Here is a 23,765-nt window from a genome sequence, read left to right on the forward strand (position 1 = left end):
TCCTAAGCAGGTTCCGCAAAAGTGTCCCACGGTTTTGCGACAAGAACCTGCGACAAAAGAGAGAATCTAAGCAGGCATTCGTGGGCCAGCCCACGAATGCCTGCTTAGACCGGCGAAGGGCACATCGGCTGTGGAAAATACGGGCCAGCCTCAAAGCTTCCAGCCCGAATGAAGCGCAGCGATGCCGCCGGAATAATTGCGGAAAGACGCGCGGTCGAAGCCCGCGCGGGTGATCATGGAAGCAAAATTCACCTGATTGGGAAATTTGCGGATCGATTCGACCAGATAGGAATAGGGCTCATCGTCGCCGGTAACCACCTTGCCGATCCTGGGGATGAAGTTGAACGACCACGCCTCATAGACCTTGTCGAGCAGCGGCATGTCGACCTCGGAAAATTCGAGGCAGAGAAAGCGCCCGCCGGGCTTCAGCACACGATAGGCTTCCGCAAGCGCCACATCGATGCGCGGCACGTTGCGAATGCCGAAAGCGATCGTGTAGGCGTCGAAACTGGCGTCGGCGAAGGGCAGTTCCTCGGCATTGGCCTCGACGAAATCGGTATTTGCCGTCAGGCCCTTTTTCTCGGCCCGCTCGCGGCCGACGGCGAGCATCGAGCCGTTGATGTCGAGAACCGTGGCGTGAGCGTTCCTGCCGCTCGCCTCGACGATGCGGAAGGCGATGTCGCCGGTGCCGCCGGCAACGTCGAGAACGCTCCAGCCCGGTCGCTTCGGCGGATTGAGCCATGCGACCATGGCGTCCTTCCACAGCCGGTGCAGACCGGCCGACATCAGGTCGTTCATCAGATCGTAGCGGTTCGCCACCTTGTGGAAAACGTCGTTGACCAGGGACTGCTTCTCGCCCGCCCCTACCCGCTTGAAACCATAGGAGGTCTCCATGCCGCCAACGGCCGTGGTTCTCTCAACCGACATTATTTTTGATCCGCCATAAAACCGGCGGGACCATAGCCGATCGATGGTGCGGACGCTATTGTTTAAGGCGCGGTGTTCGGCCGCGCTTCCCGGTCATGGAATCATGCTTATGGGTCCACGACCTGGATTGACCTGACGGGATGACTGCATGCCTTTGAAAGCGGAACTGCACTGCCATATCGAAGGGGCAGCGGCGCCCGAACTCGTCATCCGCCAGGCGCAGAAATACGGCAAGGACACCTCGCCCTACATTCAGAACGGCTCATTCGTCTGGCATGATTTCACCTCCTTCCTCGCCGCTTACGACTTCTCCTCCGACCTGTTCCGCACGGAGGAGGACTATGCGCGGCTGGCCGACCATTACCTGACCAGCCTCGCCCGCGACGGCGCCATCTATTCAGAGGTATTCACTTCGCCGGACCACGCCGGCAAGGCCGGCCTGTCGCCCAAGGCCTATACGGACGCGCTCGGCGAAGGCATCGCGCGCGCCAGGGCCAAGACCGGTATCGAGGGCCGCATGATCGTTACCGGCGTGCGCAACGCCGGCGTCGAATCGATCGAGCAGGCGGCGCGCTTCGCGGCTCGCTGCGGGCATCCGCTGGTCACCGGCTTCGGCGTCGCCGGCGACGAGCGGATAGGCGATCTGGAGGACTATGTCAGAGCTTTCGAAATCGCGCGTGAGGCCGGTCTCGGCATCACCGTCCATGCCGGCGAACTGATGGGCTGGGAGAGCGTCAAAGCCGCGCTCGACCACATCCGCCCGTCCCGCATCGGCCATGGCGTGCGGGCCATCGAAAACCCCGACCTTGTCCGGCGCATCGCCGACGAAGGCGTCGTGCTCGAATGCTGCCCCGGCTCCAACATCGCGCTGAAGGTCTTCGACAGTTTCGCCGACCACCCTTTTCCGGCGCTGCGCGCGGCGGGCTGCAAGGTGACGCTCAACTCCGACGACCCGCCCTATTTCTGGACGTCGCTGAAGCGCGAATACGACATCGCCGCCGAGCATTTCTCGATGAACGAGAAGGCGCTCGCCGCCGTCACCAGAACGGCAATAGAGGCCGCCTTCGTCGACAGGAAGACCAGGGCGATGCTGCTGGACCGGCTGGACGTGAAGGGCAGGTGAATGGTGAATGGTGAATGGTGAATGGTGAATGGTGAATGGTGAATGGTGAATGGTGAATGGTTCGCCCAACGCTTCGGTCCGTCAACCGCGAGTTTCCGCTCAACCAAGGACTCGCAAACCTATTCACTATTCACTATTCACTATTCACCTGCGCAGCTCGGAGAACACCATGAAGGGCGTTACCGTCGTCGACCACCCGCTTGTCCAGCACAAGCTGACCATCATGCGCAAGAAGGAAACCTCGACGGCCGGCTTCCGGCGGCTGCTGCGCGAGATCTCGCTGCTGCTCGGCTATGAGGTCACCCGCAATCTCGAACTGACGACGACGACGATCGAAACGCCGATCGAGACGATGGAAGCGCCGACGCTGGAGGGCAAGAAGCTGGTCTTCGCCTCGGTGCTGCGCGCCGGCAACGGCTTGCTCGAAGGCCTGCTCGATCTGGTGCCGGCGGCGCGCGTCGCCCATATCGGTCTTTACCGCGATCATGAGACGCTGGAAGCGGTCGAATATTTCTTCAAGGCGCCGAGCGATCTCGCCGACCGGCTGGTGATCGTCGTCGACCCGATGCTGGCGACCGCCAATTCGGCGATCGCGGCGATCGACAAGCTGAAAGGGCGTGGCGCCACCAATATCCGCTTCCTCTGCCTGCTGGCGGCGCCAGAGGGCATCGAGCGGTTCACCAAGGCGCATCCCGATGTTCCGGTCTTCACCGCTTCCATCGACCGCCAGCTCAACGAGAAGGGCTACATCATGCCCGGCCTCGGCGACGCCGGCGACCGCATGTACGGGACCAAATGACCGTTAACCGATCGTTTACGCAAATGCACGGTTTCGGCGCCGGTTAAAGCGGTAAACACCATGTCGCGATAAGCATGGGCCTTCACGAAGGCAGGTCCATGCTGCGCAAGCTTCTCATCCTTGGCGTGCTCGCCGGAACGTCGGCGTCGTTCCCGATCCTCTATCAGTCGAATCCGCGGATGCTGGACGGGCTGTTGAAATCGGCAGCCGGAGCCAGGCCGACTGTCGAAACGCAAACCGACCTGAACCTGGCCGCGGTTCCCGACAGGCCGGCGACGCCGCAGCCGCTCGGCCGCAAGGTCGTGGTCACGGCGGACGCGCGCGGGCATTTCACCTCGGCGTTCAAGCTAAACGGCCGACAGGTCGACGGCATGATCGACACCGGCGCGACGCTCGTCGCCATCAACAGTTCGACGGCACGCAGGATTGGCATTTCGCTGAATGCGTCCGACTTTCGCCACGAGGTCAACACCGCCAACGGCGCGATCGGGGCTGCCTTGGTGACGATCGACCGCCTGCAGATCGGCAAGATCACGGTCGAGGGCGTCCAGGCGGTGGTGCTCGACGACAAGGCGCTGCGCACCAACCTGATCGGCCTGAGTTTTCTCCAGCGGCTCGAAAGATACCAGGTCGAAAATGGCGCGCTGCTGCTCGTCCAGTAGACCAAGATCCCGAACCGCAGGTCCGCGTCAGCGAAAAGTGGAAACCGGTTTTTTCGCTGGAGATCATGGTCCAACAAGAAGGCAGAGCCTTGCTGACTGGATCACCCGCGCGGCAGGATCCGCCGGATGACGGATTTTTCCGCGGACGGCTTCGAAGCGCCGATCGCATAGGCCGAAAGCACGGCGGCGGCGGCGGCCTCGGCATCCCCGGCATTGCGGGCATGGACCAGCGCCAGCGCCTCTCCGGCCCGCACCTCCGCGCCGACCGGCAACAGCCTGGTGATGCCGACCGCATGGTCGATCCCGTCGTCCGGCCGTATGCGCCCGCCGCCAAGCCCGACCACCGCAAGCCCGATGTCGCGGGTCGCGATGCCGGTGACGAAGCCGTTTTCGGTCGCCTTGACCGCAAGCTCCGTCGCCGCCTTCGGCAGATATTTTTCCGGCCTCTCGACGAAATCGGCCGGACCGCCTAGTGCCGCCACCATGCGCGCGAAGGCGGCGGCGGCCCCGCCGCCGCCAAGCGTCTCGGCGGCGCGCCGCATGCCGTCCTTGTTGGACGAGACCAACCCGGCCAACTGCAGCATGTCCGCGGCCAGCGCCAGCGTCACATCCTCCAGCCGCCGGTCACGGAAACGGCCGGTGAGGAAATCAACGGCATTGCGCACCTCGACCGCATTGCCGGCCGCCGACGCCAATGGCTCGTTCATGCCGGTGACCAGCGCCGAGGCCTTCAGGCCGGCACCAGTGGCGATTTCGACCAGGTTGTTCGCCAGTGCCGCTGCATCGCGCGACTTCTCCATGAAGGCGCCGTTGCCGACCTTCACGTCGAGCACCAGCGACTGCAGGCCGGCCGCCAGCTTCTTCGACAGGATCGAGGCGGTGATCAGCGGCACCGATTCGACGGTTCCCGTCACGTCGCGGACCGCGTAGAGCCTGCGGTCGGCGGGCGCAAGATCGGCGGTCTGGCCGATGATGGCGCAGCCCGTTTCGAGCACCACCTTCCGGAACCGCGCAACGTCCGGCTGGCTGATGTAGCCGGGGATGGCATCCATCTTGTCCAGCGTGCCGCCGGTATGGCCGAGGCCGCGGCCGGAAATCATCGGCACATAGGCGCCGCAGGCGGCGACGATCGGGGCCACCATCAGCGAGACATTGTCGCCGACGCCGCCTGTCGAATGCTTGTCGGTGACCGGGCCTGGCAGTTCCGACCAGTCGAGTACGTCGCCGGAATCGCGCATGGCAAGCGTCAGCGCCACTGCCTCGTCGCGGCTCATGCCGTTGAAGAACACCGCCATGGCGAAGGCCCCGACCTGCCCGTCCGAGACGGTGCCTGCGGTCACGCCTTCGATGAATCTGGCGATCTCCTGCGCCGACAGCTTGTGGCCGTCGCGCTTGCTGCGGATGATTTCCTGGGGAAGCATCAGGCCGGGACCTTACTCTCCGGCAAGCTATCCTGGAACACACGCTGGAGAATGGTCGCCAGCCGCGCGCCGCCGACCGGCGCCATGTCCTTGGTCTCCTGGTGCGAAAGCTCCGCCCCGGTCATCCCGGCGGCGAGGTTGGTGATGACCGAACAGGCGGCGACGCGCAGGCCAAGGAACCGGGCGAGGATGACCTCCGGCACGGTCGACATGCCGACGGCGTTGGCGCCCATGATGCGCGCCATGCGGATCTCGGCGGGCGTCTCGAAGCACGGCCCGGAGAACCACATATAGACGCCCTTGTGCAGCGCGGTAGCCGTCGCCTTGGCCGCCTTTTCGATCGCCGAGCAGAGGCCGGCATCATAGGCTTCGGTCAGGCCGACGAAGCGGCGGTCGCTCGGCTCGCCGATCAGCGGGTTGGAGCCCGAGAAATTGATGTGGTCTGATATCAGCATCACCGAGCCCGGCTCCATGTCCGGATCGACCGAGCCGGCGGCATTGGTGAGGATCAGTTTCGAGATGCCGATGCCGGCGAGTACCTCCAGCGCCGGCCGCATCGCCGCCGCGTTGCCGTGCTCGTAATAGTGGGCGCGGCCCGACAGCATCAGCACCGGCGTGCCGGCAAAACGTCCCGCCACCACCTCGCCGGCATGGCCGGTGACGCCGCTTCTGGGAAAGCCCGGCAATTCGGCATAGGACATGCGGACAGGGTCCTCGACCAGGTCGACAAGCCCGCCAAGGCCCGAACCCAGCACCAGCGCGGTGGCGGGCGCCAGCCCGTCCAACCTTTCGACGAGACGATCAAGCGCTTCCTTCATTTCAAAATGTCGCCCTGGAAGCCGTAGGGAAGCATCTCGCCCATGGTCACGGTCTCGACCACGCCGCCATTGTCGCAAAGATAGACTTTGGTTTCCGGCCGGCAGAATTCGGCCAGCCGCTGCCGGCAGCCGCCGCAGGGCGAGCATTTCGCCATGCGCTCGGCGATCACCGCGATTTCCATGATCCTGCCGCCGCCGCCCATGATGTAGTGGCCGAGCGCGGTGGTCTCGGCGCACCAGCCTTCCGGATAGGACGCGACCTCGACATTGGCGCCGGCAAAGACGCGGCCGTCCTCGGTGCGCAGTGCCGCCCCGACCGGGAATTTCGAATAGGGCGCATAGGCCTTGGCCATGGCGGCCTTGGCCGCTTCGAACAGATCATGAGCCATTTATTTTCCTTTCGCATGGTCCGGTCCGAAAACCGGCTGGGGTTCAGAGCCATGCTTAGCGTTCCTTGACATAAGGCACGCCGCCGGCGCGCGGCGGGATCGCCTTGCCGATGAAGCCGGCGAGCAGGATGACGGTAAGGACATAGGGTAGCGCCTGCATGAATTGCACCGGCACCTTGCCGATCAGCGGCAGCGGCGTGCCTTGCAGGCGGATCGACAGCGCGTCGAGGAAGCCGAACAACAGGCAGGCGAACATGGCGTTGACCGGCTTCCACTTGGCGAAGATCAGCGCGGCCAGTGCGATGTAGCCCTTGCCGGCGGTCATGTCCTTCACGAAGCCGCCATTCTGCACCATCGACAGATAGGCGCCGGCAATGCCGGTGAGCACGCCGGTGCAGATCAGCGCCCGGTAGCGCAGCCAGGCGACCGAGATGCCGGCGGTGTCGACCGCGGCCGGGTTCTCGCCGACCGCGCGCAGGCGCAGGCCGAAGCGGGTGCGAAACAGCACCCACCAGGTGAACGGCACCGCGAGGAACGCGAGATAGACCAGCACGGAATGGCCGGAGATGAGCTCCGAATATATCGGTCCGAGGATCGGCACGCTCCTGAGCGCGTCCGCACCGGGCCAGACGATCGCTCCGAACCGCTCGCCCGAGGCCAAAGCTGGCGTACGGCCACCTTGCTGGAACCAGGCCTGCCCCAGCATGATGGTCGACCCGGCGGCGATGAAATTGATCGCCACGCCGGAGACGATCTGGTTGCCGCGATGGGTGATCGAGGCAAAGCCATGGATCATTGCGAAAGCGACCGAGATGAGAATGGCCATGCCGAGGCCGAGATAGGCGGAATGGAAGACCGAGGCTGCGGCGGCACCGGCGAAGGCGCCGACCAGCATCTTGCCTTCGAGCCCGATATCGAAGACGCCGGCCCGCTCCGAATAGAGGCCGGCGAGGCAGGCGAGCAGGAGCGGCACCGACAGGCGGATGGTCGAGTCCAGAACCTGGATGATGGCATTGAACAGATCCATCTCAGGCGCCCTTCCCCTTGACCGCTTCCATGCCGACGGTTCTCGGGCTGAGCGAGGCGAACAGTGCCTGGACATAGGGCCGGAACATGTGCTCAAGCGCGCCGGCGAACAGGATGACCAGGCCCTGGATGATGACGATCATGTCGCGGCTGATGGCCGGCATTTCGAAGGCGAGTTCGGCGCCGCCTTGGTAGAGCATGCCGAACAGGATTGCCGCCAGCACGATGCCGACCGGGTGCAGGCGCCCCATCAGCGCCACGGCGATACCGACGAAGCCGGCACCCGAGACGAACTCGAGCGCGACGTTGTGCTGGTCGCCCATCGTCGGATTGAGCGCCATCATGCCGGCCAGCGCGCCCGAGACCATCATGGCCAGGATGATGATGCGGGTTTCGGAAATGCCAGCGTAGCGTGCCGCCTTCGGGCTGTGGCCGTAGGTGCGCATCTCGTAGCCGAACCTGGTGCGCCAGATCATCACCCAGACCAGAAAGGCCATGGCCAGCGCCAGCAGGAAGGAGACGTTGAATGGCGCCGAGCGGATCTTGGCGCCGAACAGTTCTATGATCCAGTTGAGCTTCGGCAGCTGCGCGCCGTCGAGGAAGGTGCGCGTCTGCGGCGCCATGGAGCCGGCCGGCTTCAGCACGCCGACCAGCGCATAGACCATGACGCTGGCGGCGATGAAGTTGAACATGATGGTGGTGATGACGATGTGCGAACCGCGCTTGGCCTGCAGATAGGCAGGGATCAGAGCCCACAGCGCTCCCATAGCCGCAGCGGCGGCGATCGCCAGCGGGAAGGTGAGCCACCATGGCAGCACGCTGTCGAATGCCAGGCAGACGATGCCGATGCCGAGACCGGCGATATAGCCCTGGCCCTCGCCACCGATGTTGAACAGGCCGCAATGCGCCGCAACCGCCACGGAAAGCCCGCTGAAGATGAAGGTGGTGGCGTAGAATAGGGTGAAGGCGATGCCTTGCCCACGGCCGAAGGCGCCCTCGACCAGGACGGCGGCCGCGCGAAACGGATTTTCTCCAACCAGAAGCACGACGAAGCCGGCGACGACGAAGGCAACGGCGAGGTTGATCACCGGGATCAGCCCGTAATCGGCCCAGGCCGGCAGCTTGGCGTAAGGCGTGCTCATTGCGCCGCCTCCCGGTGCTCGACACCCGCCATCAGCAGGCCGAGCTCGCCTTCGGTCGCCTCCGGGCCGCGCTCGCCGACGATGCGGCCGGCAAACATCACCAGGATGCGGTCGGAAAGCGAGCGGATCTCGTCGAGCTCGACCGACACCACCAGCACCGCCTTGCCCTGGTCGCGCATGGCGATGAGGCGCTTGTGGATGAATTCGATGGCGCCGACATCGACGCCGCGCGTCGGCTGGCCGACGATCAGCACGCCCGGGTCCTGTTCCATTTCCCGCGCCAGCACGATCTTCTGCTGGTTGCCGCCGGAGAAATTGGCGGTCTTGAGCCGGCAGTCCGCCGGGCGGATGTCGTATTTGGCTATTCTGTCCCTGGCGTCGTCGCGGATGGCGTCGATGTTGAGGAACGGCCCCCTGAGATAGCGCGGGTGGTCGTGATAGCCGAGGATCGAATTCTCGTTCTCCTCGAAGGCCAGCACCAGGCCGACATGATGGCGGTCCTCCGGCACATGGGCGAGACCCCGGTCGCGCAGCTCGCCGGGATCGGCGGCACCGGTGAGGTCGATCGGCTTGCCGTCGAGCATGACGGAGCCCGAGACGGCGCGCCTGATGCCGGAAATCGCCTCGAGCATTTCGGATTGCCCGTTGCCGGCGACGCCGGCGATGCCGACGATCTCGCCGGCGCGCACGTCGAAGGAGATGTCGTCGACCATGGTGACGCCGCGGGAATCCTTGACCGTCAGGTTCTTGACCGCGAGCTTGACGCCGCCGGCTTCCGCCTCGCCCTTTTCCACTCGCAAGAGCACGCGCCGGCCGACCATCAGCTCGGCCAACTCCCCGACGGTGGTCTCCTTTGTCACCCTGGTTGCCACCATCGTGCCCTGGCGCATGACCGAGACCGTGTCGGTGATCGCCATGATCTCGCGCAGCTTATGGGTGATCAGCACCACCGTCTTGCCCTGCTCCTTCAGCTGCTTGAGGATGCGGAACAGATGGTCGGCCTCGGCCGGCGTCAGCACGCCCGTCGGCTCGTCGAGGATCAGGATCTCGGCGCCGCGATACAGCGCCTTCAGGATTTCGACGCGCTGCTGCAGGCCGACAGGCAACTCCTCGATGATCGCATCGGGATCGACCTCCAGCCCGTATTCGCGCTCGAGCCGTTCCAGTTCGGATCGCGCCTTGGCGATGCTCTTCTTCAAGAGCGCATCGCTTTCGGCGCCGAGAATGACGTTTTCCAGCACCGTGAAATTGTCGACCAGCATGAAGTGCTGATGCACCATGCCGATGCCGAGCGCGATGGCGTCGTTGGGCGTCTTGATCGACGCTGGCTGGCCGCCGACGCGGATCTCGCCGCTGTCGGCCTGGTAGAAACCGTAGAGGATCGACATCAGCGTCGACTTGCCGGCGCCGTTCTCGCCGACAATGCCGTGGATGGTACCGCGCGCGATCTCCAGATTGATGTCGCGGTTGGCGCGAACGGCGCCAAAACTCTTGTTGATGCCGATCAACTCGATTGCGGCTTGCGCCATGCAGCCTGTCCCACTCTTATTTTTTATCGCTTGGTCAAAACGCCTAGCATGACGCACCGCTTGTGCCAATTGTCCAGAGCAGCATCCACTCTCGACAAATCCCCGCGCGCTTGTCAATTTCGAACGTGGCCGCAGCCTTCACATTCGCTATCGCATCGGCCTGAAAATCGGATTCGATTTTTGCTGCGCCGACCTTCGGTTCGGAAAGCGCGATGCGAAGATTGTCGGTGTTAGAGCGCATTTTGTGCGTCCAATTGGACGCGCGTCGCTCTAATATGGCGAATCCCGAAATTCGCATCTCTTGGGAGTTGCGCAGCGAGAACCCGAGGTTTTTCAGATGACCATGCCCGCCGACCGGCTGACAACGCTGGAAATCCGCGCCGCCGAACAGGAGAAGACCATCGAGGAACTGTCCGGCCAGATCGCCGAACAATGGAAAGTGATCGAGCGCATGCAGCGCAAGCTCGATGCGCTGACCGACCGGTTCCTGGCGCTGGAGGAACAGGCCGCACCCGACGTGCCGGTGACCAAGCCGCCGCATTGGTGAGCCTACCGAGAATGGCAAAGCCGCCGGATTTTCACCCGGCGGCTTCGATCATATCCGCGATGTCGGTCGATCAATCAATACGGGCAGGAATTGTCCGACATGTAGTCGTGCACCTTGACGGTACCCGCGATAATGTCGGCCTTGGCCTTTTCGACCGCCGCCTTCATTGCGTCGTCGACAAGTCCCTTGTTGTTATCGTCCATGGCGTAGTCGACGCCGCCTTCCTTGAGGCCGAGATCGTTGATGCCGGCGGTGAACTTGCCGTCCTTGGCGTCCATGAAACTATTATAGACGGCAACGTCGACACGCTTGACCATGGAGGTCAGCACCTTGCCCGGCTGCAGGCCGTTCTGGTTGGAATCGACGCCGATGCCCAGCTTGCCGGCATCCGCCGCTGCCTGCAGCACGCCAACACCGGTTCCGCCCGCCGCCGCGTAGATCACGTCGGCGCCCTGGTCGATCTGCGTCTTGGCAATCTCGCCGCCCTTGGCCGGATCGTTCCAGGCTGCCGGCGTGTCGCCGGTCATGTTCTGGATGACGTCGGTCGCGCCGGCCGCCTTGGCGCCGCCGACATAGCCGCAGCCGAATCTGCGGATCAGCGGAATGTCCATGCCGCCGATGAAGCCGACCTTCTTGGACTTCGAGGCCATCGCCGCCATCACGCCGACGAGGTAGGACCCTTCCTGCTCCTTGTAGACGAGGGAGCGGACATTGGGCTTGTCGACGACCATGTCGATGATGGCGAATTTGGTGTCGGGAAATTCCACGGCGATCTTCTCCAGCGCGTCCGCCCAGGAAAAGCCCGCCATGACGATCGGGTTGCGGCCATCCTCGGCGAAACGGCGCAGCGCCTGCTCGCGCTGGGTCGCATTGCTGACCTCGAATTCCACATAGGCGACGCCGGTTTCGGCCTTGAACTTTTCGGCGCCATTGTAGGACGCCTCGTTGAACGACTTGTCGAACTTGCCGCCGAGATCGTAGAGGATCGCGGGCTGGATGTCCGCGGCGAAGGCCGGAAGAACCATTGCAGTTGCGGCCAGGAGGCCGAGAACGATACGTTTCATGTGATCCACACCCTGTCGGTTATTTTTTTCCGTTACGCACCGCCTGCCTGCCCGGTTCTCCGGCAGGCATGCGACATCAGACAGGAGTGTCTTCCTCCCGCTTCGGGTCAATCTGGCACGGCCCGAAACAAAATTCACGCGGAATTTTGACCTTTTGGAAAAGCGTGGCGCCGGCACACGGCGCCACGGCAAGCTCCCTTTGCTAAGGCCTCAAGCGGAGACGGCAGCCGGGATGGCGCAGGTGACGCCGGTGCCCTGCAGGCCGCAATAGCCGTAGGGATTCTTCGCCAGATATTGCTGGTGGTCTTCCTCGGCGAAGTAGAACTCCGGCGCCGCCGCGATCTCGGTGGTGATCTTGCCACGGCCGGCGCCGCGCAACGAGGCCTCATAGGCGTCGCGCGAAGCGATCGCCGCCTGGTACTGCGCATCGCCGAACGTGTAGATCGTCGAGCGATAGGTGGTGCCGACATCGTTGCCCTGGCGCATGCCCTGCGTCGGGTCGTGGCTTTCCCAGAACAGCTTCAGAAGCTCGCCATAGGAGACGATCTTCGGATCATAGACGACGAGCACGACTTCGGCATGGCCGGTGAGGCCGGTGCAGGTTTCCTGGTAGGTCGGGTTGGGGGTGACGCCGCCGGCATAGCCGACAGCCGTGACCCAGACACCTTCAAGCTGCCAGAACAGGCGCTCGGCGCCCCAGAAGCAGCCCAGTCCGAACAGCGCCGTCTCCAGCGCTTCGGGATAAGGCCCCTTGAGCGGCCTTTTCGAGACAAAGTGCTTGGATGCCGTCGGGATAGGCCTGGCGCGGCCCGGCAGCGCCTCGGCAGGCTTCGGCAGATTGAGCTTCTTGTTCAGCATGTCGCTGAGAAAAAACATGCGCAGTCTCCCTTTCTCTTTGTTTGTCAGGGACGCTGGAAGTCGTCACGTCGAGGCGAACCGCCCGGTCGGCCGCTCTCGCCTATAGCCGATCATGTAGAGAATGAAGGCAAGCACCGCGAACACCGCGAAGCCGGGCTGGCTGAGCATCCAGGCGAAGGTGCCGTCCCACAGCAGCGGGCCGGCCTTGTCGCGGACGAAGCTTTCGAAAGCGCTTCGCGTATCCGGCGAGACGGCGAGCCAGCTTGTGTTGAGCGGAGTCATGACCAGCGCGGAGGCCGCCACCGAGCGTGTCGCGTCGAGCACCGCCATGATGACGGAAACCGAAAGCGCAACCATTGCCGCGAGCCGGAAAAGAAAGCGGAGCATGCAGACCTTTCCCCCAGGACTTTAGCAGACTTCCAACATCTGTTTCGAACAAAGAGATAGTGCGCGCGCGCTTTGTTCGCAATCGCGACACGCGAATTTGAAGCTCGACCGACGTTCATCGACCGGACGCAGGCCTAAGCCACCAGTCTCATGCTGCAGAGCCGTCGCCGCACCCGAAGCCTTGCGCCGGCGACGTCGCAAAACCGTTGGTGCCCGGCAAAACGAATAGAGTGCCGTTATGGCTTGGCATTCGACGTCGGATCGACTAGATGAGCCCCGCGCCTGTTGCTTTGACGGCTCAGGTGCGGGGAAAGGGCGTCTGCTGGTTGACGGCGCCCACGGTGCGGAGCTCCGGGCCGGAATCCCCAAGGGAGACGCACCTCCCCAACCCGCGCGGCAAAACCGGCCGGCGCGAAATGCCAGGACGGAGAGGTGGCCGAGTGGTTGAAGGCGCACGCCTGGAAAGTGTGTTTACGGGAGACCGTAACGCGGGTTCGAATCCCGCTCTCTCCGCCATCAGATCTACATGGACCCTGCAATTCCGGGCTTTTTCGAACGCCAGGGCAGCGCCTCCCAATCGTTTCCCACTTCCACCGAGCGGGGCTCATTTTCTTCTGGGCCTGCCGTCTAGAATGGATAGTGAGGAGTTGTCTCCGCTGGCCAGCGAAAGTTCGAGCAGGTTTGATCCCTGTATCGCATACTAGTTCATCGGCCATACGATCATAAGCATCGGCACGGCAACAATGGCGACGAGGAATGATAGCGGCAGTCCCAGACGCGGATAGTCGCTGAAGCGGTAGCCGCCCGGCCCCATGACGAGCGTGTTGCACTGGTGTCCGATCGGAGTGAGAAAGTCGCAGCCGGCGCCGATGGCGACTGCCATCAGAAATGCTTCCGGCCTGTAGCCCAGATCGCCAGCAAATGCGGCGGCGATAGGCGCCATGACAAGAACGGTGGCGGCATTGTTGAGGAATGGCGTAACGGCCATGGCGGCGACAAGGATGAGCATCAGTGCGCCGGGCGCCGGAAGAATGGTCCCCAGTTTGGCAAGCTCGCCGGCAATTACTCCCGTCGCGCCTGTGCTGCGCAGCGAATCGCTCACTGGAATGAGAACGGCGAGCATGATGAGGATTGGACCATCCAGCGATTGGTAGACCTCCCGGACCGGGATAACCTTGAAAAGCACCATGCCGACCGCGGCCGCAAAGAAAGCCACGGGGACTGGGAGCAGCCCAAACGCAGTCGCCACCATGGCGAGAGCCAAGATCGTTACCGGCACGAGACCCTTGCGGACGCTACCAAGCAGGATAGCCCTTTCCGCCAGCGGCAGGCAGCCGAGTTCACGCAGTACCTCGGGTATTGTCGCTGCATTGCCCTGTAACATGACGACGTCGCCGAGCCTTAGCTCGACTTTGGCCAGCCTGCGGTCGAGGCGCTCGCCGCGACGGCTGACGGCCAGGAGGTTGACGTTGAAGCGGTCGTAAAGGGCAAGGCGCTGGGCTGTCCAGCCGATCAAAGGGGAGCTTTCACCGATTACGGCTTCGATAGCTACCATCTCGCTGGTGGTGTCGTCACCGCCGACCCTATCGCCCGTGACGCTGAGCTTGCCCTGGGAGACGAGGCGATCCAGCGCCTCTGGGTCGCCTTCGAGCAGCAGAATGTCGTTCACCTTGAGGACAGCATCAGGCAGTGGCGTCATCCGCAAAGTCCGATTGCGCAGGATCGAAGTCACGATAGCGTCGCCGCCGGAGAGCTTCATGAGGTCTGCGACGGTTTTCCCGAGCACCGTGGAATCGCTGACAATTCGAGCCTCTGTCAGATAATTCTTGATGTCGATGGCTTCATTCAGCGACCCGCCGAGCTTTTCGCGCACCGGTAACAGCCAATAGAAGAACAGCAGGAAGATCGTTCCGGCGACGGCTAGGGCAGCTCCAACAGGTGTGAAGTCGAACATTGTGAACGCGGTTCCGGTCAGCTCCTCCCGCACACGCGACACAATGATATTGGGAGATGTTCCCACCTGCGTCATGAGTCCGCCGAGCAGTGACCCGAACGCCATAGGCATCAGGAATATCGAGGGTGAAATGCTCGACCGGCGCGCGAACTGGAAGGCGATCGGAATCATGATGGCGAGCGCACCGATATTCTTTACAAAGGCAGACAGAATGGTGACCACGATCACCAGCAGCGCCAGTTGCGGCCGAACTCCCGATAAGTTCGGAGCAAAGCGCCTGATGGCGACTTCCATGATGCCCGAGCGTGCTATGCCTGCGCTCACCAGCAAGGCGCTGCCGACAATGATCACGATATCGTCGCTGAACCCGCTGAAGGCTTCGTCAAAAGGCACAATGCCGACCGCGAGTGCAAGCAACAGTGCCGCAACTGCGACCAGATCATATCGATACCGGCCCCATACGAACGCCGCCATCATCACGAAGGTAACGGCGAACGATAGTATTTGCGGCGTAGTCATGTCTTCGAATGCCTCGCCGCTAATTCGGCTGATCACAACGGCCAAACCGCCCTTTTGTTGCTTTTGCTGATCACGGCTTTGCTGGCTCGCTTACCCGAGGCGATGATCACCACCTCGTCACCATGCTCTGGGAGAGTTATCCATAAGCGGTCTGTGGACCTCGTCAGAGCCAGCCGGTGAGGTCAGGCGGCCCGATAGCCGCCGCTCTCCGGCTTCGGCTTCCGCCACCAAATGTCATATGCCTCCGCCCACTCGCGGCATAGCAGCGAATGCTCCACACACCGAAGTCCGCTGCTCCGTGCCTGAGGCGGCAGGTGTTGAGTTCATCAACGGCACTGGCGTGAAGCTGCGGAGGTAAAAGCGCGCCTATTGTCCACATTAGGGTGCCCCTGATGCCGAAGCATCGGCGTCGGCCGCTCAAACCAGCCCGCCCGATCTCGGCAGGCCAACATCAATTTAGATCGTCAAAGACCCATCACCGCCACCACCGAACGGCGCATTTTGCTTCCGTGTGTTGCGCCGCAGTTACAGTTCAGCCACAACCTTTGTGTTAATCTTATTCTTGGTGACTTCCTTTTAACACAGGCATCGGACCATGAAGAAAATCGTGTTTGCCACTACTTTCCTTTTCAGCGGTGCGGCCTTGGCCTTGCTTACGGCTCCGGCCTTCGCGGCCGATGCAGTTGTTTACGAGCCCGCGCCGGCTGCGGCACCTGTTGCCTACGACTGGAGCGGCTTTTATGTCGGTGTTCAGGGCGGCTATCTCTGGGGACAAGCAGATCACAGCTACTCCAACGGTGCGCCAAGTGACGATTCCGAACCCGATGGCTTCATTGGTGGTGTCCATGTCGGGTATAACTGGCAATCCGGCTCTTTTGTTTACGGTGTCGAGGGCGATTTCGAAGGCGGTAGCGTGGACGGCAGTTTCGAAAATGTAACCGGAGCGACTTCTGTTGGAACCAGCGAATTGAACTGGCAGGGCTCGATCCGCGCAAGACTCGGCTACGCATACGACAAGGCGCTTCTCTACGTTACCGGCGGCTGGGCGATTGGCGATTTCGACTTCGGTGGCGGCCCGGCCCCGCTTCCTGTCAGTGGGGGCTATTCGGATACGCTCAACGGCTGGACAATCGGTGCCGGCGGCGAGTGGGCCTTCAACGAACATTGGACCGCGCGACTGGCGTACCGGTATACAGACTTTGGAGAAGCCTCGGGCGACTTGGCTCCGGGATTCCCGACAGTCGATATGCCGGTTGACCTAACCACGCATGCGGTGAGGGTCGGCGTCAGCTACAAGTTCTGATCCCTTGGGACGCAAGGAAATCCCCGGCGCAAGCGCCGGGGTTTTTCGTTAGGGCTCGATCGCCCATCGCTGCCTCAACATCCGCATCGCCTTAGAAGCGGCAGGCGTCGTGTTTCTGGAGCGCGGGCAGTGCCTTGACGGCGGGCCTGGTGTACGTCTCGCCAAACAGAAGGCCCCATCCGAAGATGACGGCCAATCGCCGAGCCGGTGTTAACAAACGCCGCCCGGCCGAGATTGCTCAGTGCTCCCTAACCGCCCATGCGCCCGTTGCGGAGGGTTTGGCCGCAAGGTCGTGATCCGACCCGTTGCCGACAATTGTATGCACGCCGTACATCTCCGAGCGATGTTCCGTCACAGTGTCGGACTGCACTCGCCAAATTCATACGTTCCGCAAACCACCCGTTGCGGAGGTCATTCAGGCGAGCTTTGGGGGGCGACGACGACAGGCAACCCGATCGGCCCGCGTTCTCCGCCAGAGACGCGGGCTTTTTGATTGGCTCAGAACTGTCCCCGACGCTATCTAGGTGAAACCGCAGGTATTCCCGAGACTGAGCGCGCGGTTTCGGCGGAGAAAACCACGAAGGCAAAGATAAGCACGCCGACAGCGACGATCATTGAGCCGGTGGCGACAATCGGCTCAAGGGCCGGATTTCCATGCAGCATCAGGTAGAGAGCCGGCAACATCACGACCATGCCAAGATTGTAGACACCGTAATGGACCATAGCGATCCTGCGGGCAGCTTTTGCCGGGTTCAGGGCGTAGTATCCACCGAATATCGCGCTTGTGACCCATCCCAGAAGATTGATGTGTGCGTGAGCGGGGTAAGCACCGTGACTGCCTGAAATTGCCATTTGCAGGCCGGCTGCGATTCCCAAGATAAGAAAGACGATCGCTGTCTTGAAAAACAGTTCCGAGATTTTAGGCATGTCCATTTCCTCCCAAGCCGTTGCCGGCGGCCCGGCAGCCTATGGGGGTGACCGGCCGGCCACCGGGCCTAACCGGCTTGCGCCGGCTGATCAAAAACATGCGCTCATGCTAATGTAATTGCAACATCGAGATGCCGGCGCGCAGCGAGGTTGACGATCTGGACTCCCGTCCCAAAGGATGGTGGGCAAGCTGCTGCAATAGAATAGCAGGACCAGCACGAGGCAGAATCGTGCCAGGAGCGGAAAGCAAGTTCGGTTCGCTCCCGCCAATCGAAAAAGACTGCAAAGGTGCGATCGCCCGCGCGCAAAACACTAACCGAGTCGCCGTAGGTGATCGACAAGGGCGCGCAGCTTCGGCGCTACATTGCGACGGCTCGGATAATAGAGGTAGAAGCCGGCAAAGCGCGGGCAATAATCCTCGAGAACTGGCACCAGATCGCCCCGATTGATCCACGGGCGAAAGCTCTCCTCCATGCCGAAGGTGATGCCGGCGCCAGCGATGGCCAGCTTTATCATCAGCGCCATGTCGTTGGTCGTGATCTCCGGCGCAACGGCGACGCTGAACTCCTTGCCGTTCTCGGCGAATTCCCAACGATAGGGCGCGACCTTCGGTGCGCGGCGCCAGCCAATGCAGCGATGACCGCGAGCTCCCTCGGATGCGAAGGCGCCCCGAACCGATCGCGATAAGCCGGCGCGCAGACGGCGAGCTGCCGCTCGTCACCGGCGACCGACACCGCGATCATGTTCTGCTCGATCACCTCGCCGAGCCTGAGGCCGGCGTCGTATCCCTCCGCGACGATATCGAATTCCTCATCCGTCACCGTGATGTCGATCTGAACGAGGGCGAACACCGCAAGCGCATTGAGATCAGGCTCCATTGGTTAGCCATGCTTTCCACATTGGGAAGGAATAGTCGTCTTATCGCAACAGTGAAACAGATCCATCTTCGTGGCAACCGCTGCATCGCGGTTCGCAAGATCAACAAGATGGAGACGAGACATGTCCCTCAACAGAATTGTGCTCATCACCGGGGCTTCGAGCGGCATTGGCGCTGCCATCGGACGGGAGCTCGCCGCTGCCGGAGCAAAGGTCATGCTCGGTGCGCGCCGCACCGATCGACTGGATACACTCGCTGAAGAGATCAAGGCAAAGGGCGGGGAGGCAATGACACGCCGCCTGGACGTGACCGACCGCGCCGATGTCGCCGCCTTTGCCGAGGCGGCGCGCCAAGCCTGGGGACGCGTCGACGTGATCGTCAACAATGCCGGCGTCATGCCGTTGTCGCTGATGGCCTCGATGAAGGTCGATGAGTGGGATCGGATGGTCGACGTCAACATCAAGGGCGTGCTCTACGGCATCGCCGCGGTGCTGCCGGAAATGACGGCCCGAGGTTCCGGCCATGTCATCAACATCGCCTCCATCGGCGCGCTTTCGGTGTCGCCGACGGCCGCGGTCTATTGCGCAACCAAATACGCCGTCCGCGCGATCTCCGATGGCTTGCGGCAGGAGCACGACAACATCCGCGTCACGTGCATCCATCCCGGCGTGGTCGAGAGCGAGCTCGCCGACACGATCACCGACCCGGTGGCGGCGGACGCGATGAAAACCTATCGCGCCATTGCACTGCAGCCCGACGCGATCGGCCGTGCCGTGCGCTTTGCCATCGAGCAGCAGGACGATGTCGACGTGAACGAGATCGTCATCCGGCCGAAAGCCGGCAAGTAGGGAGGCAACAATGGGTTTTCGTTTTCAGGTTTCGCACAAGGCAATCGCTGCCGCGCTCATGCTCTGCGGGACTTTCACAACGGCTATCGCGCAGACGACGGAGGAGCGACTGCAACGCGGCGATACCGTCGTCGGGAGCCTGAACAATGGCGTTCCGCAGCCGACGCTGGAACGCATGAGAAAGGAGTTTCCATTTCTGGCCGAAGCAACCCAGGCCTATGCGCTCGGTGACGTCTGGTCTCGTCCGGGGCTCGACAACCGCACGCGCCAACTCGCCGCCGTCGCCGCATTCGCAGCCATGGGCGAGGCCGCCTTCATGAAGATTCATGCCGGCTATGCGCTGAATATTGGCGTGTCCGAGGGCGAGCTGAAGGAAGTCATCTACATGGTGACGGTTCCGGCCGGCTTCCCCCGCGCGATCGCAGCATCGCAAGCGCTCTCCGAACTGTTCGCCGAGCGTCGCGCCGCCCCCGGCAAACAACCCTGAGGATCTGCCCCATGAAGCAGATTTCGATGTTTGCCGCTGCCGTGCTTCTTGCCGGCGCGGCCGTCTTACCGGCACAGAAAGGTCTTGCCCAGATGAACGTCACGCAAAACACGGTTACCCAACTTCCAGAGAGCCACCCCTATGTCGGGATGTGGGGCACGGCCGATGGTTATATCCGCCACAACTTGCTTCCAAACGGCCGCTATGACGAAGCCCGCGGAAACCGTGAGAGCGCATACCAGGGGCGCTATGAGATCCGAGGAAATCACATCGACTACTGGGACGACACCGGCTTTACTGCTGATGGAAGGTTCATTGACGGCGTGCTGCACCACGCCGGCATGATCTTGTATCGGGAGAAGCAGTGATGCTCCGCGCTTCGCTTGCAAGCAGGGGTTGGCGGCATAGTTGAGATACCGGGGCGGCATGAGACGCCGCCCGGCGGATCTCACCGCTCTTGTGAGCGGCGGGCGCGAGACTGGAGCAGCGCCAGCCCGGTCGACACCAGCATCGCCATCACAACCGCATAGCCGACCAACGGCCACGCGCTATCCCCCTTCAACAACGTCACCGCCAACGTTCCGGCAGCGCCCACGACCAGGCTTTGCATGCAGAAATAGAATGCGACGGCCGACCCGGCGATGTCGTCGAATCCCGCAAGCGCACCATTGGCCGTGACCGATGCGGTAAGGACGATGCCAGCCGCCATGACCCACATCGGCAGGATGAAGCTGCCGAAGGACGGTGAGCTGAGGATCTGGCCGAGGCCGAGAAGAACCGCGCCGCACAAAAGCAAGGCCATGCCGCGCGCTACGCTTCCGGCAATGCCCCACCGGGTCACAAATCCCTTTGCGAAGCGAGCTGCCACGATCATGACGACCGCAACGGTCGCGAAGGCGATGCTGAACCGGAGTTCCGAATAACCGGCCCGATCGATGAGGACACATGGCGCCGTCGAGAAAAACACGAAGAAGGTGCCCATGGCCGCGCTGAACGCCAATGTGTAAGTCCAGAACGACAGGCTGGCGAAGATCGGCAGCACCGACCGGCGGACGACGGCTTGGCCTTCGGGCCGGGTCTCATGCCATCTGAACGCGGCGTTCAGTATGGCTGGCACCGACAGCGCCGCCAGAGCGATGAAAATGGCGCGCCACCCGAAATTGTCCGCAATCAGCGCTCCCGCAACAGGGCCGACCGCCGGCACGAAGGCCAGCATCGAACTGAACAGGCCATAGATGACGACGCCTTCCGGGCGATCGGCATAAACGTCCCGAACCGTGGCGAAAGTTGCGACCAGCGCCGCCGAGGCGCCAACGGCCTGAAGCAAACGGAAAATGACGAAGGGCGCGGCACTCGATGATGAAGCCGCACCTAGCGAAGCGGCGGCAAAAAGCACGGCTCCCGGCGAGCAGCACCGGGCGTCGCCCGATGCGATCCGAGATCGGCCCGAACACGACCTGCCCCACGCCAAGCATCACCATATAGAGGCTCAGCGTAAGCTGGATCACGGGTGGGCTCGTGCCCAGGATTGCGGGCATCGCCGGAACGACGGGGAGATAGATATCCATCGCCAGGGAGGCGAGAACGTCAAAAGGCGCCATCAGCAGCAAGGCCGCCGACAGCGGATGGCCCCATATGGGGCGTGTTGTGATCATGACAATTATCCGCTCGAATAAGAGAAATCCGGCGGCGTCTGCTCGTCAGCAATCGGCTGGGGATGGGTTCGACAGAGCGCCGCAACAACAAAGCGAGTTGTTTCGGCTTACCTGTCTGACGACTTTGCGGCTCCCATGCCGATGCTCCAAACGATAAATGATTGATGAGCGAACCCTTACCGACTGCCCTCGGCTTGACAACGCTGTTGCACGGATCTCGACAGAGGCCTTGCCTGGGGAATTTCGATAAAAAGGTATCGCATGGTGCCGCTACACCATATGTCTTGGGTGCGACGCCAGAAAGGGGATCCACCTTGCCGACCGAACCACGTTCTCCACGGCTTGCAGTGCTGATCGACGCAGATAACGCTTCTGCCAAGATTGCCGACGGGTTGTTCGAGGAAATCGCAAAGATCGGCGAGGCAAGCGTTCGTCGCATCTACGGCGACTTCTCCAGCACCCGTTCGAAGGCATGGGCCGATGTGCTCTCGAAGCACGCGATCATCCCGCAGCAGCAATTCGCCTACACCACCGGCAAGAACGCATCCGACATTACGCTCGTCATAGACGCGATGGACCTCCTCCACAGCGGGCGGTTCGAGGGCTTCTGCCTGGTGTCCTCCGACAGCGATTTCACCCGCCTCGCCGCTCGCATCAGGGAACACGGGATCGACGTGTACGGATTTGGCGAGCAGAAGACACCGGAGAGTTTTCGGCAGGCATGCCGCCGGTTCGTGTACACCGAAAACCTCCTTCCGACTGCGCCAGCCAACGCTCAGGATACGGCGCCCACGAAATCGCTGCAGCCGCCCAGCGCCGCGACGCCGATCATCACCAAGGTCATTTCACAGATGGAAACCGAGGACGGCTGGGTGCCGCTCGGCATTGTCGGCAATCAGCTCGCCAATCTGGCATCGGACTTCGATCCCAGAACCTTTGGCTTTCGCAAGCTGAGCGACCTCGTGCGGAAGACCAATGCCTTTGAGATCGATCATCCCGAGGGTGGAGCGGTGCGTATAAGGATCAAGCCGGCGGCTGGAAAGCAGGAGAGATCGAAATCGGCAGCGTCGCGCTGACCCTGCAGAGGAACCTTGGCCGGTCCGGCCGGCGCCTCTGGTCGGACCACTATTTCGCTGGCGGAAACTGCCATTCGGCGTATTATCTCATGAGAGGTAGTTCTTGGCGGGAGAAGCCAATGAACGTAGCGTCCAAACCGCCTGTCGTTGACTTGACAGCCCAGGAACTTGTTTCATCTGCGCTTTCAAAATTCCGCGCCGGCGATACCATATCGACCAGAGCCGCAATAGATGCCATCCGCCGGGCAGCCCCGGCTTGTGGGGACAGTGACGATCATCTGGTCGAGCTTGTCGTCATGACCGCAATTGGTAGGACCATGGGGGTCGTGTTCGACCACAGGTCCCGCTAACGCATGTCGCCCTGCCGCAACGAGCTTGCTCCCATCTGAACTACATCGGCGACGTGAGCGACACTGCGACCATGAATTTGTGATCGGGATGGATCACGCCATTCGTCTCCGGAACAAATCCCCCGCTGCGTCGTTTCTTTCGTTCGTGTCGAGGAGTAGCGTCAATGCGTGATGAACAATTCGACGTTCCCGTGACAATCGAGAGCGGACGGATCGGACGCTCCCTTTATGTGACGAGAACGGTCCAGGCGGCCTCGCTTCTGGTCGACAAGTGGCCAGACGAAATGCGCGGGCCGAAATACCGCGCGGCCTTGAAAGCCATGATGGATGCGATGGAGCAGCGGCGGGCGGTCGGCAGCGCGCGGCGCGCATTCACAGCCGCAGCCAAGGAAGCCAATGTGTTTGTGCGCGAAGGCCGGCACTAATGCATGTCGCGCAAAAGTGTGCAGCGGTTTTGCGATAACGACATGCATAAAAACAAGAACTTAAAGCGCGTCGCATGAATCCGTTCAAACGCGACGCGCTTTAAGGAACCTCGCAAAAACTTCCTCGTTATGCCCTCATTGAAACGAGGAGAACCGCCATGGCCGACGACAAGACCAGGACCGACAACCGCGATCGTTCACGAGCAGCCGGCGATGAAGACTATGAGGTGAGGCATCTCGCCGAGGAGGCTGGCATCACTCCGGGCCAAGCCCGCACGCTCATCAAGCGCCACGGCACCGATCGCAAGGTGCTGAATGAGATCGCCGAGAGCATAAAGGCGTTGTAATGCCTGACGAGAAAGCCGCAATGGCCGATCGGAAGAAACGCGAACGGGAGGACAAGGAAGCCCTGCGCCTGGCCGAGACCACCGACGTGTCGCTCAATCAAGCCAAGGATCTGATGCGCAAGCACGGCAAGGACAGCGCCAAGGTCGAGAAGGAAGCAAAGAACTTCAAGGCCGAAGGCTGAGCCGCCGGTCTGGCGGAGCGTCCGTCCTCGCCGCATCGCCGTCGCACGCGTCCAGCTACCCGCACATCTCTTTGTCTTGGTGTCGGGCCGGAAAATGCTGAGCAGCTTACTGGTTTTCAAACA

General features: G+C 62.2%; 25 protein-coding genes, 1 tRNA gene and 2 pseudogenes. 13 read left to right on the forward strand and 15 right to left on the reverse strand.

Features of this window, described 5'->3' with window-relative positions:
• Positions 1-150 precede the first annotated feature (150 nt).
• Entirely contained in the window at positions 151-927 is a 777-nt protein-coding gene (gene ubiE, locus EJ066_RS02415; protein WP_126034644.1) for a bifunctional demethylmenaquinone methyltransferase/2-methoxy-6-polyprenyl-1,4-benzoquinol methylase UbiE, read from the reverse strand.
• A 148-nt stretch (positions 928-1,075) separates the two neighbouring features.
• Between ubiE and EJ066_RS02420 the strand changes: the two genes are divergently transcribed.
• From EJ066_RS02420 to EJ066_RS02430, 3 genes are all read left to right on the forward strand, one after another.
• A complete protein-coding gene (locus EJ066_RS02420) occupies positions 1,076-2,050 on the forward strand; it encodes an adenosine deaminase (protein WP_126034645.1) in 975 nt (324 codons plus the stop codon).
• 169 nt (positions 2,051-2,219) lie between these two features.
• Entirely contained in the window at positions 2,220-2,849 is a 630-nt protein-coding gene (gene upp / locus EJ066_RS02425; RefSeq protein ID WP_010911460.1) for a uracil phosphoribosyltransferase, read from the forward strand.
• Positions 2,850-2,947: 98 nt separating this feature from the next.
• Entirely contained in the window at positions 2,948-3,511 is a 564-nt protein-coding gene (locus EJ066_RS02430; protein ID WP_126034646.1) for a TIGR02281 family clan AA aspartic protease, read from the forward strand.
• A gap of 101 nt (positions 3,512-3,612) precedes the next feature.
• On the opposite strand, the gene deoA is transcribed toward EJ066_RS02430, so the two are convergent.
• From deoA to EJ066_RS02465, 7 genes are read right to left on the reverse strand one after another with little or no spacing between them, the layout of a single operon-like run.
• Positions 3,613-4,932, reverse strand: coding sequence for a thymidine phosphorylase (gene deoA, locus EJ066_RS02435; protein ID WP_126034647.1), 1,320 nt, complete (start codon positions 4,930-4,932; stop codon positions 3,613-3,615).
• Positions 4,932-5,750 (reverse strand): purine-nucleoside phosphorylase, encoded by an 819-nt coding sequence (locus EJ066_RS02440; RefSeq protein WP_126034648.1) that lies wholly within the window; start codon positions 5,748-5,750, stop codon positions 4,932-4,934. Before EJ066_RS02440 ends, deoA begins: the two co-directional genes overlap by 1 nt.
• Entirely contained in the window at positions 5,747-6,139 is a 393-nt protein-coding gene (gene cdd / locus EJ066_RS02445) for a cytidine deaminase (protein ID WP_126034649.1), read from the reverse strand. The genes EJ066_RS02440 and cdd overlap by 4 nt, the downstream gene beginning before the upstream one ends.
• A gap of 55 nt (positions 6,140-6,194) precedes the next feature.
• Positions 6,195-7,166, reverse strand: coding sequence for an ABC transporter permease (locus tag EJ066_RS02450; RefSeq protein WP_126034650.1), 972 nt, complete (start codon positions 7,164-7,166; stop codon positions 6,195-6,197).
• A gap of 1 nt (position 7,167) precedes the next feature.
• Entirely contained in the window at positions 7,168-8,307 is a 1,140-nt protein-coding gene (locus EJ066_RS02455; RefSeq protein ID WP_126034651.1) for an ABC transporter permease, read from the reverse strand.
• Complete coding sequence (locus EJ066_RS02460; RefSeq protein ID WP_126034652.1) at positions 8,304-9,836, reverse strand: ABC transporter ATP-binding protein; 1,533 nt, start codon at positions 9,834-9,836, stop codon at positions 8,304-8,306. The genes EJ066_RS02455 and EJ066_RS02460 overlap by 4 nt, the downstream gene beginning before the upstream one ends.
• A gap of 43 nt (positions 9,837-9,879) precedes the next feature.
• Positions 9,880-10,077, reverse strand: a complete 198-nt coding sequence (locus tag EJ066_RS02465) for a hypothetical protein (RefSeq protein ID WP_126034653.1) — start codon at positions 10,075-10,077, stop codon at positions 9,880-9,882.
• Between the two features lie 96 nt (positions 10,078-10,173).
• Here EJ066_RS02465 and EJ066_RS02470 point away from each other — a divergent pair, with 96 nt between their 5' ends.
• Positions 10,174-10,383 (forward strand): SlyX family protein, encoded by a 210-nt coding sequence (locus EJ066_RS02470; RefSeq protein ID WP_095488524.1) that lies wholly within the window; start codon positions 10,174-10,176, stop codon positions 10,381-10,383.
• Positions 10,384-10,457: 74 nt separating this feature from the next.
• Here EJ066_RS02470 and EJ066_RS02475 read toward each other — a convergent pair whose 3' ends face one another.
• The 3 genes from EJ066_RS02475 to EJ066_RS02485 all read right to left on the reverse strand — a co-directional run bounded on the left by EJ066_RS02475 (position 10,458) and on the right by EJ066_RS02485 (position 12,692).
• Complete coding sequence (locus EJ066_RS02475; protein ID WP_126034654.1) at positions 10,458-11,447, reverse strand: BMP family ABC transporter substrate-binding protein; 990 nt, start codon at positions 11,445-11,447, stop codon at positions 10,458-10,460.
• A gap of 210 nt (positions 11,448-11,657) precedes the next feature.
• Entirely contained in the window at positions 11,658-12,323 is a 666-nt protein-coding gene (msrA, locus tag EJ066_RS02480; protein WP_126034655.1) for a peptide-methionine (S)-S-oxide reductase MsrA, read from the reverse strand.
• A gap of 45 nt (positions 12,324-12,368) precedes the next feature.
• Positions 12,369-12,692, reverse strand: a complete 324-nt coding sequence (locus tag EJ066_RS02485) for a hypothetical protein (RefSeq protein ID WP_126034656.1) — start codon at positions 12,690-12,692, stop codon at positions 12,369-12,371.
• A gap of 426 nt (positions 12,693-13,118) precedes the next feature.
• On the opposite strand from EJ066_RS02485, the gene EJ066_RS02490 reads away from it, so the two are divergent.
• Positions 13,119-13,208, forward strand: a tRNA-Ser gene (locus EJ066_RS02490).
• Between the two features lie 184 nt (positions 13,209-13,392).
• Here EJ066_RS02490 and EJ066_RS02495 read toward each other — a convergent pair.
• Positions 13,393-15,165, reverse strand: a complete 1,773-nt coding sequence (locus tag EJ066_RS02495; RefSeq protein WP_126043721.1) for an SLC13 family permease — start codon at positions 15,163-15,165, stop codon at positions 13,393-13,395.
• 595 nt (positions 15,166-15,760) lie between these two features.
• Between EJ066_RS02495 and EJ066_RS02500 the strand changes: the two genes are divergently transcribed.
• A complete protein-coding gene (locus tag EJ066_RS02500) occupies positions 15,761-16,468 on the forward strand; it encodes an outer membrane protein (RefSeq protein ID WP_126034657.1) in 708 nt (235 codons plus the stop codon).
• A gap of 516 nt (positions 16,469-16,984) precedes the next feature.
• Here the strand turns inward: EJ066_RS02500 and EJ066_RS02505 are convergent.
• Both EJ066_RS02505 and EJ066_RS02510 read right to left on the reverse strand, forming a co-directional pair.
• Positions 16,985-17,395, reverse strand: a complete 411-nt coding sequence (locus EJ066_RS02505; protein WP_126034658.1) for a hypothetical protein — start codon at positions 17,393-17,395, stop codon at positions 16,985-16,987.
• Between the two features lie 312 nt (positions 17,396-17,707).
• Positions 17,708-18,234: pseudogene (locus EJ066_RS02510) on the reverse strand (LysR substrate-binding domain-containing protein); the annotation flags it as partial.
• Between the two features lie 160 nt (positions 18,235-18,394).
• Here EJ066_RS02510 and EJ066_RS02515 point away from each other — a divergent pair.
• The 3 genes from EJ066_RS02515 (at position 18,395) to EJ066_RS02525 (ending at position 19,975) form a co-directional block, all read left to right on the forward strand.
• On the forward strand, positions 18,395-19,120 hold the full coding sequence (locus EJ066_RS02515; RefSeq protein ID WP_126034659.1) for an SDR family oxidoreductase: 726 nt from the start codon (positions 18,395-18,397) through the stop codon (positions 19,118-19,120).
• Between the two features lie 58 nt (positions 19,121-19,178).
• Positions 19,179-19,607: a carboxymuconolactone decarboxylase family protein gene (locus EJ066_RS02520; RefSeq protein WP_245455254.1), complete on the forward strand. Its 429-nt coding sequence runs from the start codon at positions 19,179-19,181 to the stop codon at positions 19,605-19,607.
• 92 nt (positions 19,608-19,699) lie between these two features.
• Positions 19,700-19,975, forward strand: coding sequence for an Atu4866 domain-containing protein (locus EJ066_RS02525; RefSeq protein WP_245455255.1), 276 nt, complete (start codon positions 19,700-19,702; stop codon positions 19,973-19,975).
• A gap of 80 nt (positions 19,976-20,055) precedes the next feature.
• Here the strand turns inward: EJ066_RS02525 and cml are convergent.
• Positions 20,056-21,262 (reverse strand): annotated as a pseudogene (gene cml / locus EJ066_RS02530) (CmlA/FloR family chloramphenicol efflux MFS transporter).
• A 314-nt stretch (positions 21,263-21,576) separates the two neighbouring features.
• Between cml and EJ066_RS02535 the strand changes: the two are divergent.
• The 4 genes from EJ066_RS02535 to EJ066_RS02555 all read left to right on the forward strand — a co-directional run bounded on the left by EJ066_RS02535 (position 21,577) and on the right by EJ066_RS02555 (position 23,642).
• A complete protein-coding gene (locus tag EJ066_RS02535; protein ID WP_126043722.1) occupies positions 21,577-22,338 on the forward strand; it encodes an NYN domain-containing protein in 762 nt (253 codons plus the stop codon).
• Positions 22,339-22,852: 514 nt separating this feature from the next.
• On the forward strand, positions 22,853-23,113 hold the full coding sequence (locus EJ066_RS02545) for a DUF982 domain-containing protein (protein WP_126034663.1): 261 nt from the start codon (positions 22,853-22,855) through the stop codon (positions 23,111-23,113).
• Between the two features lie 158 nt (positions 23,114-23,271).
• Positions 23,272-23,460: a DUF3606 domain-containing protein gene (locus tag EJ066_RS02550; protein WP_126034664.1), complete on the forward strand. Its 189-nt coding sequence runs from the start codon at positions 23,272-23,274 to the stop codon at positions 23,458-23,460.
• Positions 23,460-23,642 (forward strand): hypothetical protein, encoded by a 183-nt coding sequence (locus EJ066_RS02555; RefSeq protein ID WP_126034665.1) that lies wholly within the window; start codon positions 23,460-23,462, stop codon positions 23,640-23,642. The genes EJ066_RS02550 and EJ066_RS02555 overlap by 1 nt, the downstream gene beginning before the upstream one ends.
• Positions 23,643-23,765: the final 123 nt, after the last annotated feature.

It is taken from the genome of Mesorhizobium sp. M9A.F.Ca.ET.002.03.1.2 (genome assembly GCF_003952365.1).
Taxonomy (GTDB): domain Bacteria; phylum Pseudomonadota; class Alphaproteobacteria; order Rhizobiales; family Rhizobiaceae; genus Mesorhizobium.

Coding starts and splice junctions, on each gene's coding strand:
- ubiE (WP_126034644.1), bottom strand. CDS start 927: ATGTCGGTTGAGAGAACCACGGCCGTTGGCGGCATGGAGACCTCCTAT.
- EJ066_RS02420 (WP_126034645.1), top strand. CDS start 1,076: ATGCCTTTGAAAGCGGAACTGCACTGCCATATCGAAGGGGCAGCGGCG.
- upp (WP_010911460.1), top strand. CDS start 2,220: ATGAAGGGCGTTACCGTCGTCGACCACCCGCTTGTCCAGCACAAGCTG.
- EJ066_RS02430 (WP_126034646.1), top strand. CDS start 2,948: ATGCTGCGCAAGCTTCTCATCCTTGGCGTGCTCGCCGGAACGTCGGCG.
- deoA (WP_126034647.1), bottom strand. CDS start 4,932: ATGCTTCCCCAGGAAATCATCCGCAGCAAGCGCGACGGCCACAAGCTG.
- EJ066_RS02440 (WP_126034648.1), bottom strand. CDS start 5,750: ATGAAGGAAGCGCTTGATCGTCTCGTCGAAAGGTTGGACGGGCTGGCG.
- cdd (WP_126034649.1), bottom strand. CDS start 6,139: ATGGCTCATGATCTGTTCGAAGCGGCCAAGGCCGCCATGGCCAAGGCC.
- EJ066_RS02450 (WP_126034650.1), bottom strand. CDS start 7,166: ATGGATCTGTTCAATGCCATCATCCAGGTTCTGGACTCGACCATCCGC.
- EJ066_RS02455 (WP_126034651.1), bottom strand. CDS start 8,307: ATGAGCACGCCTTACGCCAAGCTGCCGGCCTGGGCCGATTACGGGCTG.
- EJ066_RS02460 (WP_126034652.1), bottom strand. CDS start 9,836: ATGGCGCAAGCCGCAATCGAGTTGATCGGCATCAACAAGAGTTTTGGC.
- EJ066_RS02465 (WP_126034653.1), bottom strand. CDS start 10,077: ATGCGCTCTAACACCGACAATCTTCGCATCGCGCTTTCCGAACCGAAG.
- EJ066_RS02470 (WP_095488524.1), top strand. CDS start 10,174: ATGACCATGCCCGCCGACCGGCTGACAACGCTGGAAATCCGCGCCGCC.
- EJ066_RS02475 (WP_126034654.1), bottom strand. CDS start 11,447: ATGAAACGTATCGTTCTCGGCCTCCTGGCCGCAACTGCAATGGTTCTT.
- msrA (WP_126034655.1), bottom strand. CDS start 12,323: ATGTTTTTTCTCAGCGACATGCTGAACAAGAAGCTCAATCTGCCGAAG.
- EJ066_RS02485 (WP_126034656.1), bottom strand. CDS start 12,692: ATGCTCCGCTTTCTTTTCCGGCTCGCGGCAATGGTTGCGCTTTCGGTT.
- EJ066_RS02495 (WP_126043721.1), bottom strand. CDS start 15,165: ATGACTACGCCGCAAATACTATCGTTCGCCGTTACCTTCGTGATGATG.
- EJ066_RS02500 (WP_126034657.1), top strand. CDS start 15,761: ATGAAGAAAATCGTGTTTGCCACTACTTTCCTTTTCAGCGGTGCGGCC.
- EJ066_RS02505 (WP_126034658.1), bottom strand. CDS start 17,395: ATGCCTAAAATCTCGGAACTGTTTTTCAAGACAGCGATCGTCTTTCTT.
- EJ066_RS02515 (WP_126034659.1), top strand. CDS start 18,395: ATGTCCCTCAACAGAATTGTGCTCATCACCGGGGCTTCGAGCGGCATT.
- EJ066_RS02520 (WP_245455254.1), top strand. CDS start 19,179: ATGCTCTGCGGGACTTTCACAACGGCTATCGCGCAGACGACGGAGGAG.
- EJ066_RS02525 (WP_245455255.1), top strand. CDS start 19,700: ATGAACGTCACGCAAAACACGGTTACCCAACTTCCAGAGAGCCACCCC.
- EJ066_RS02545 (WP_126034663.1), top strand. CDS start 22,853: ATGCGTGATGAACAATTCGACGTTCCCGTGACAATCGAGAGCGGACGG.
- EJ066_RS02550 (WP_126034664.1), top strand. CDS start 23,272: ATGGCCGACGACAAGACCAGGACCGACAACCGCGATCGTTCACGAGCA.
- EJ066_RS02555 (WP_126034665.1), top strand. CDS start 23,460: ATGCCTGACGAGAAAGCCGCAATGGCCGATCGGAAGAAACGCGAACGG.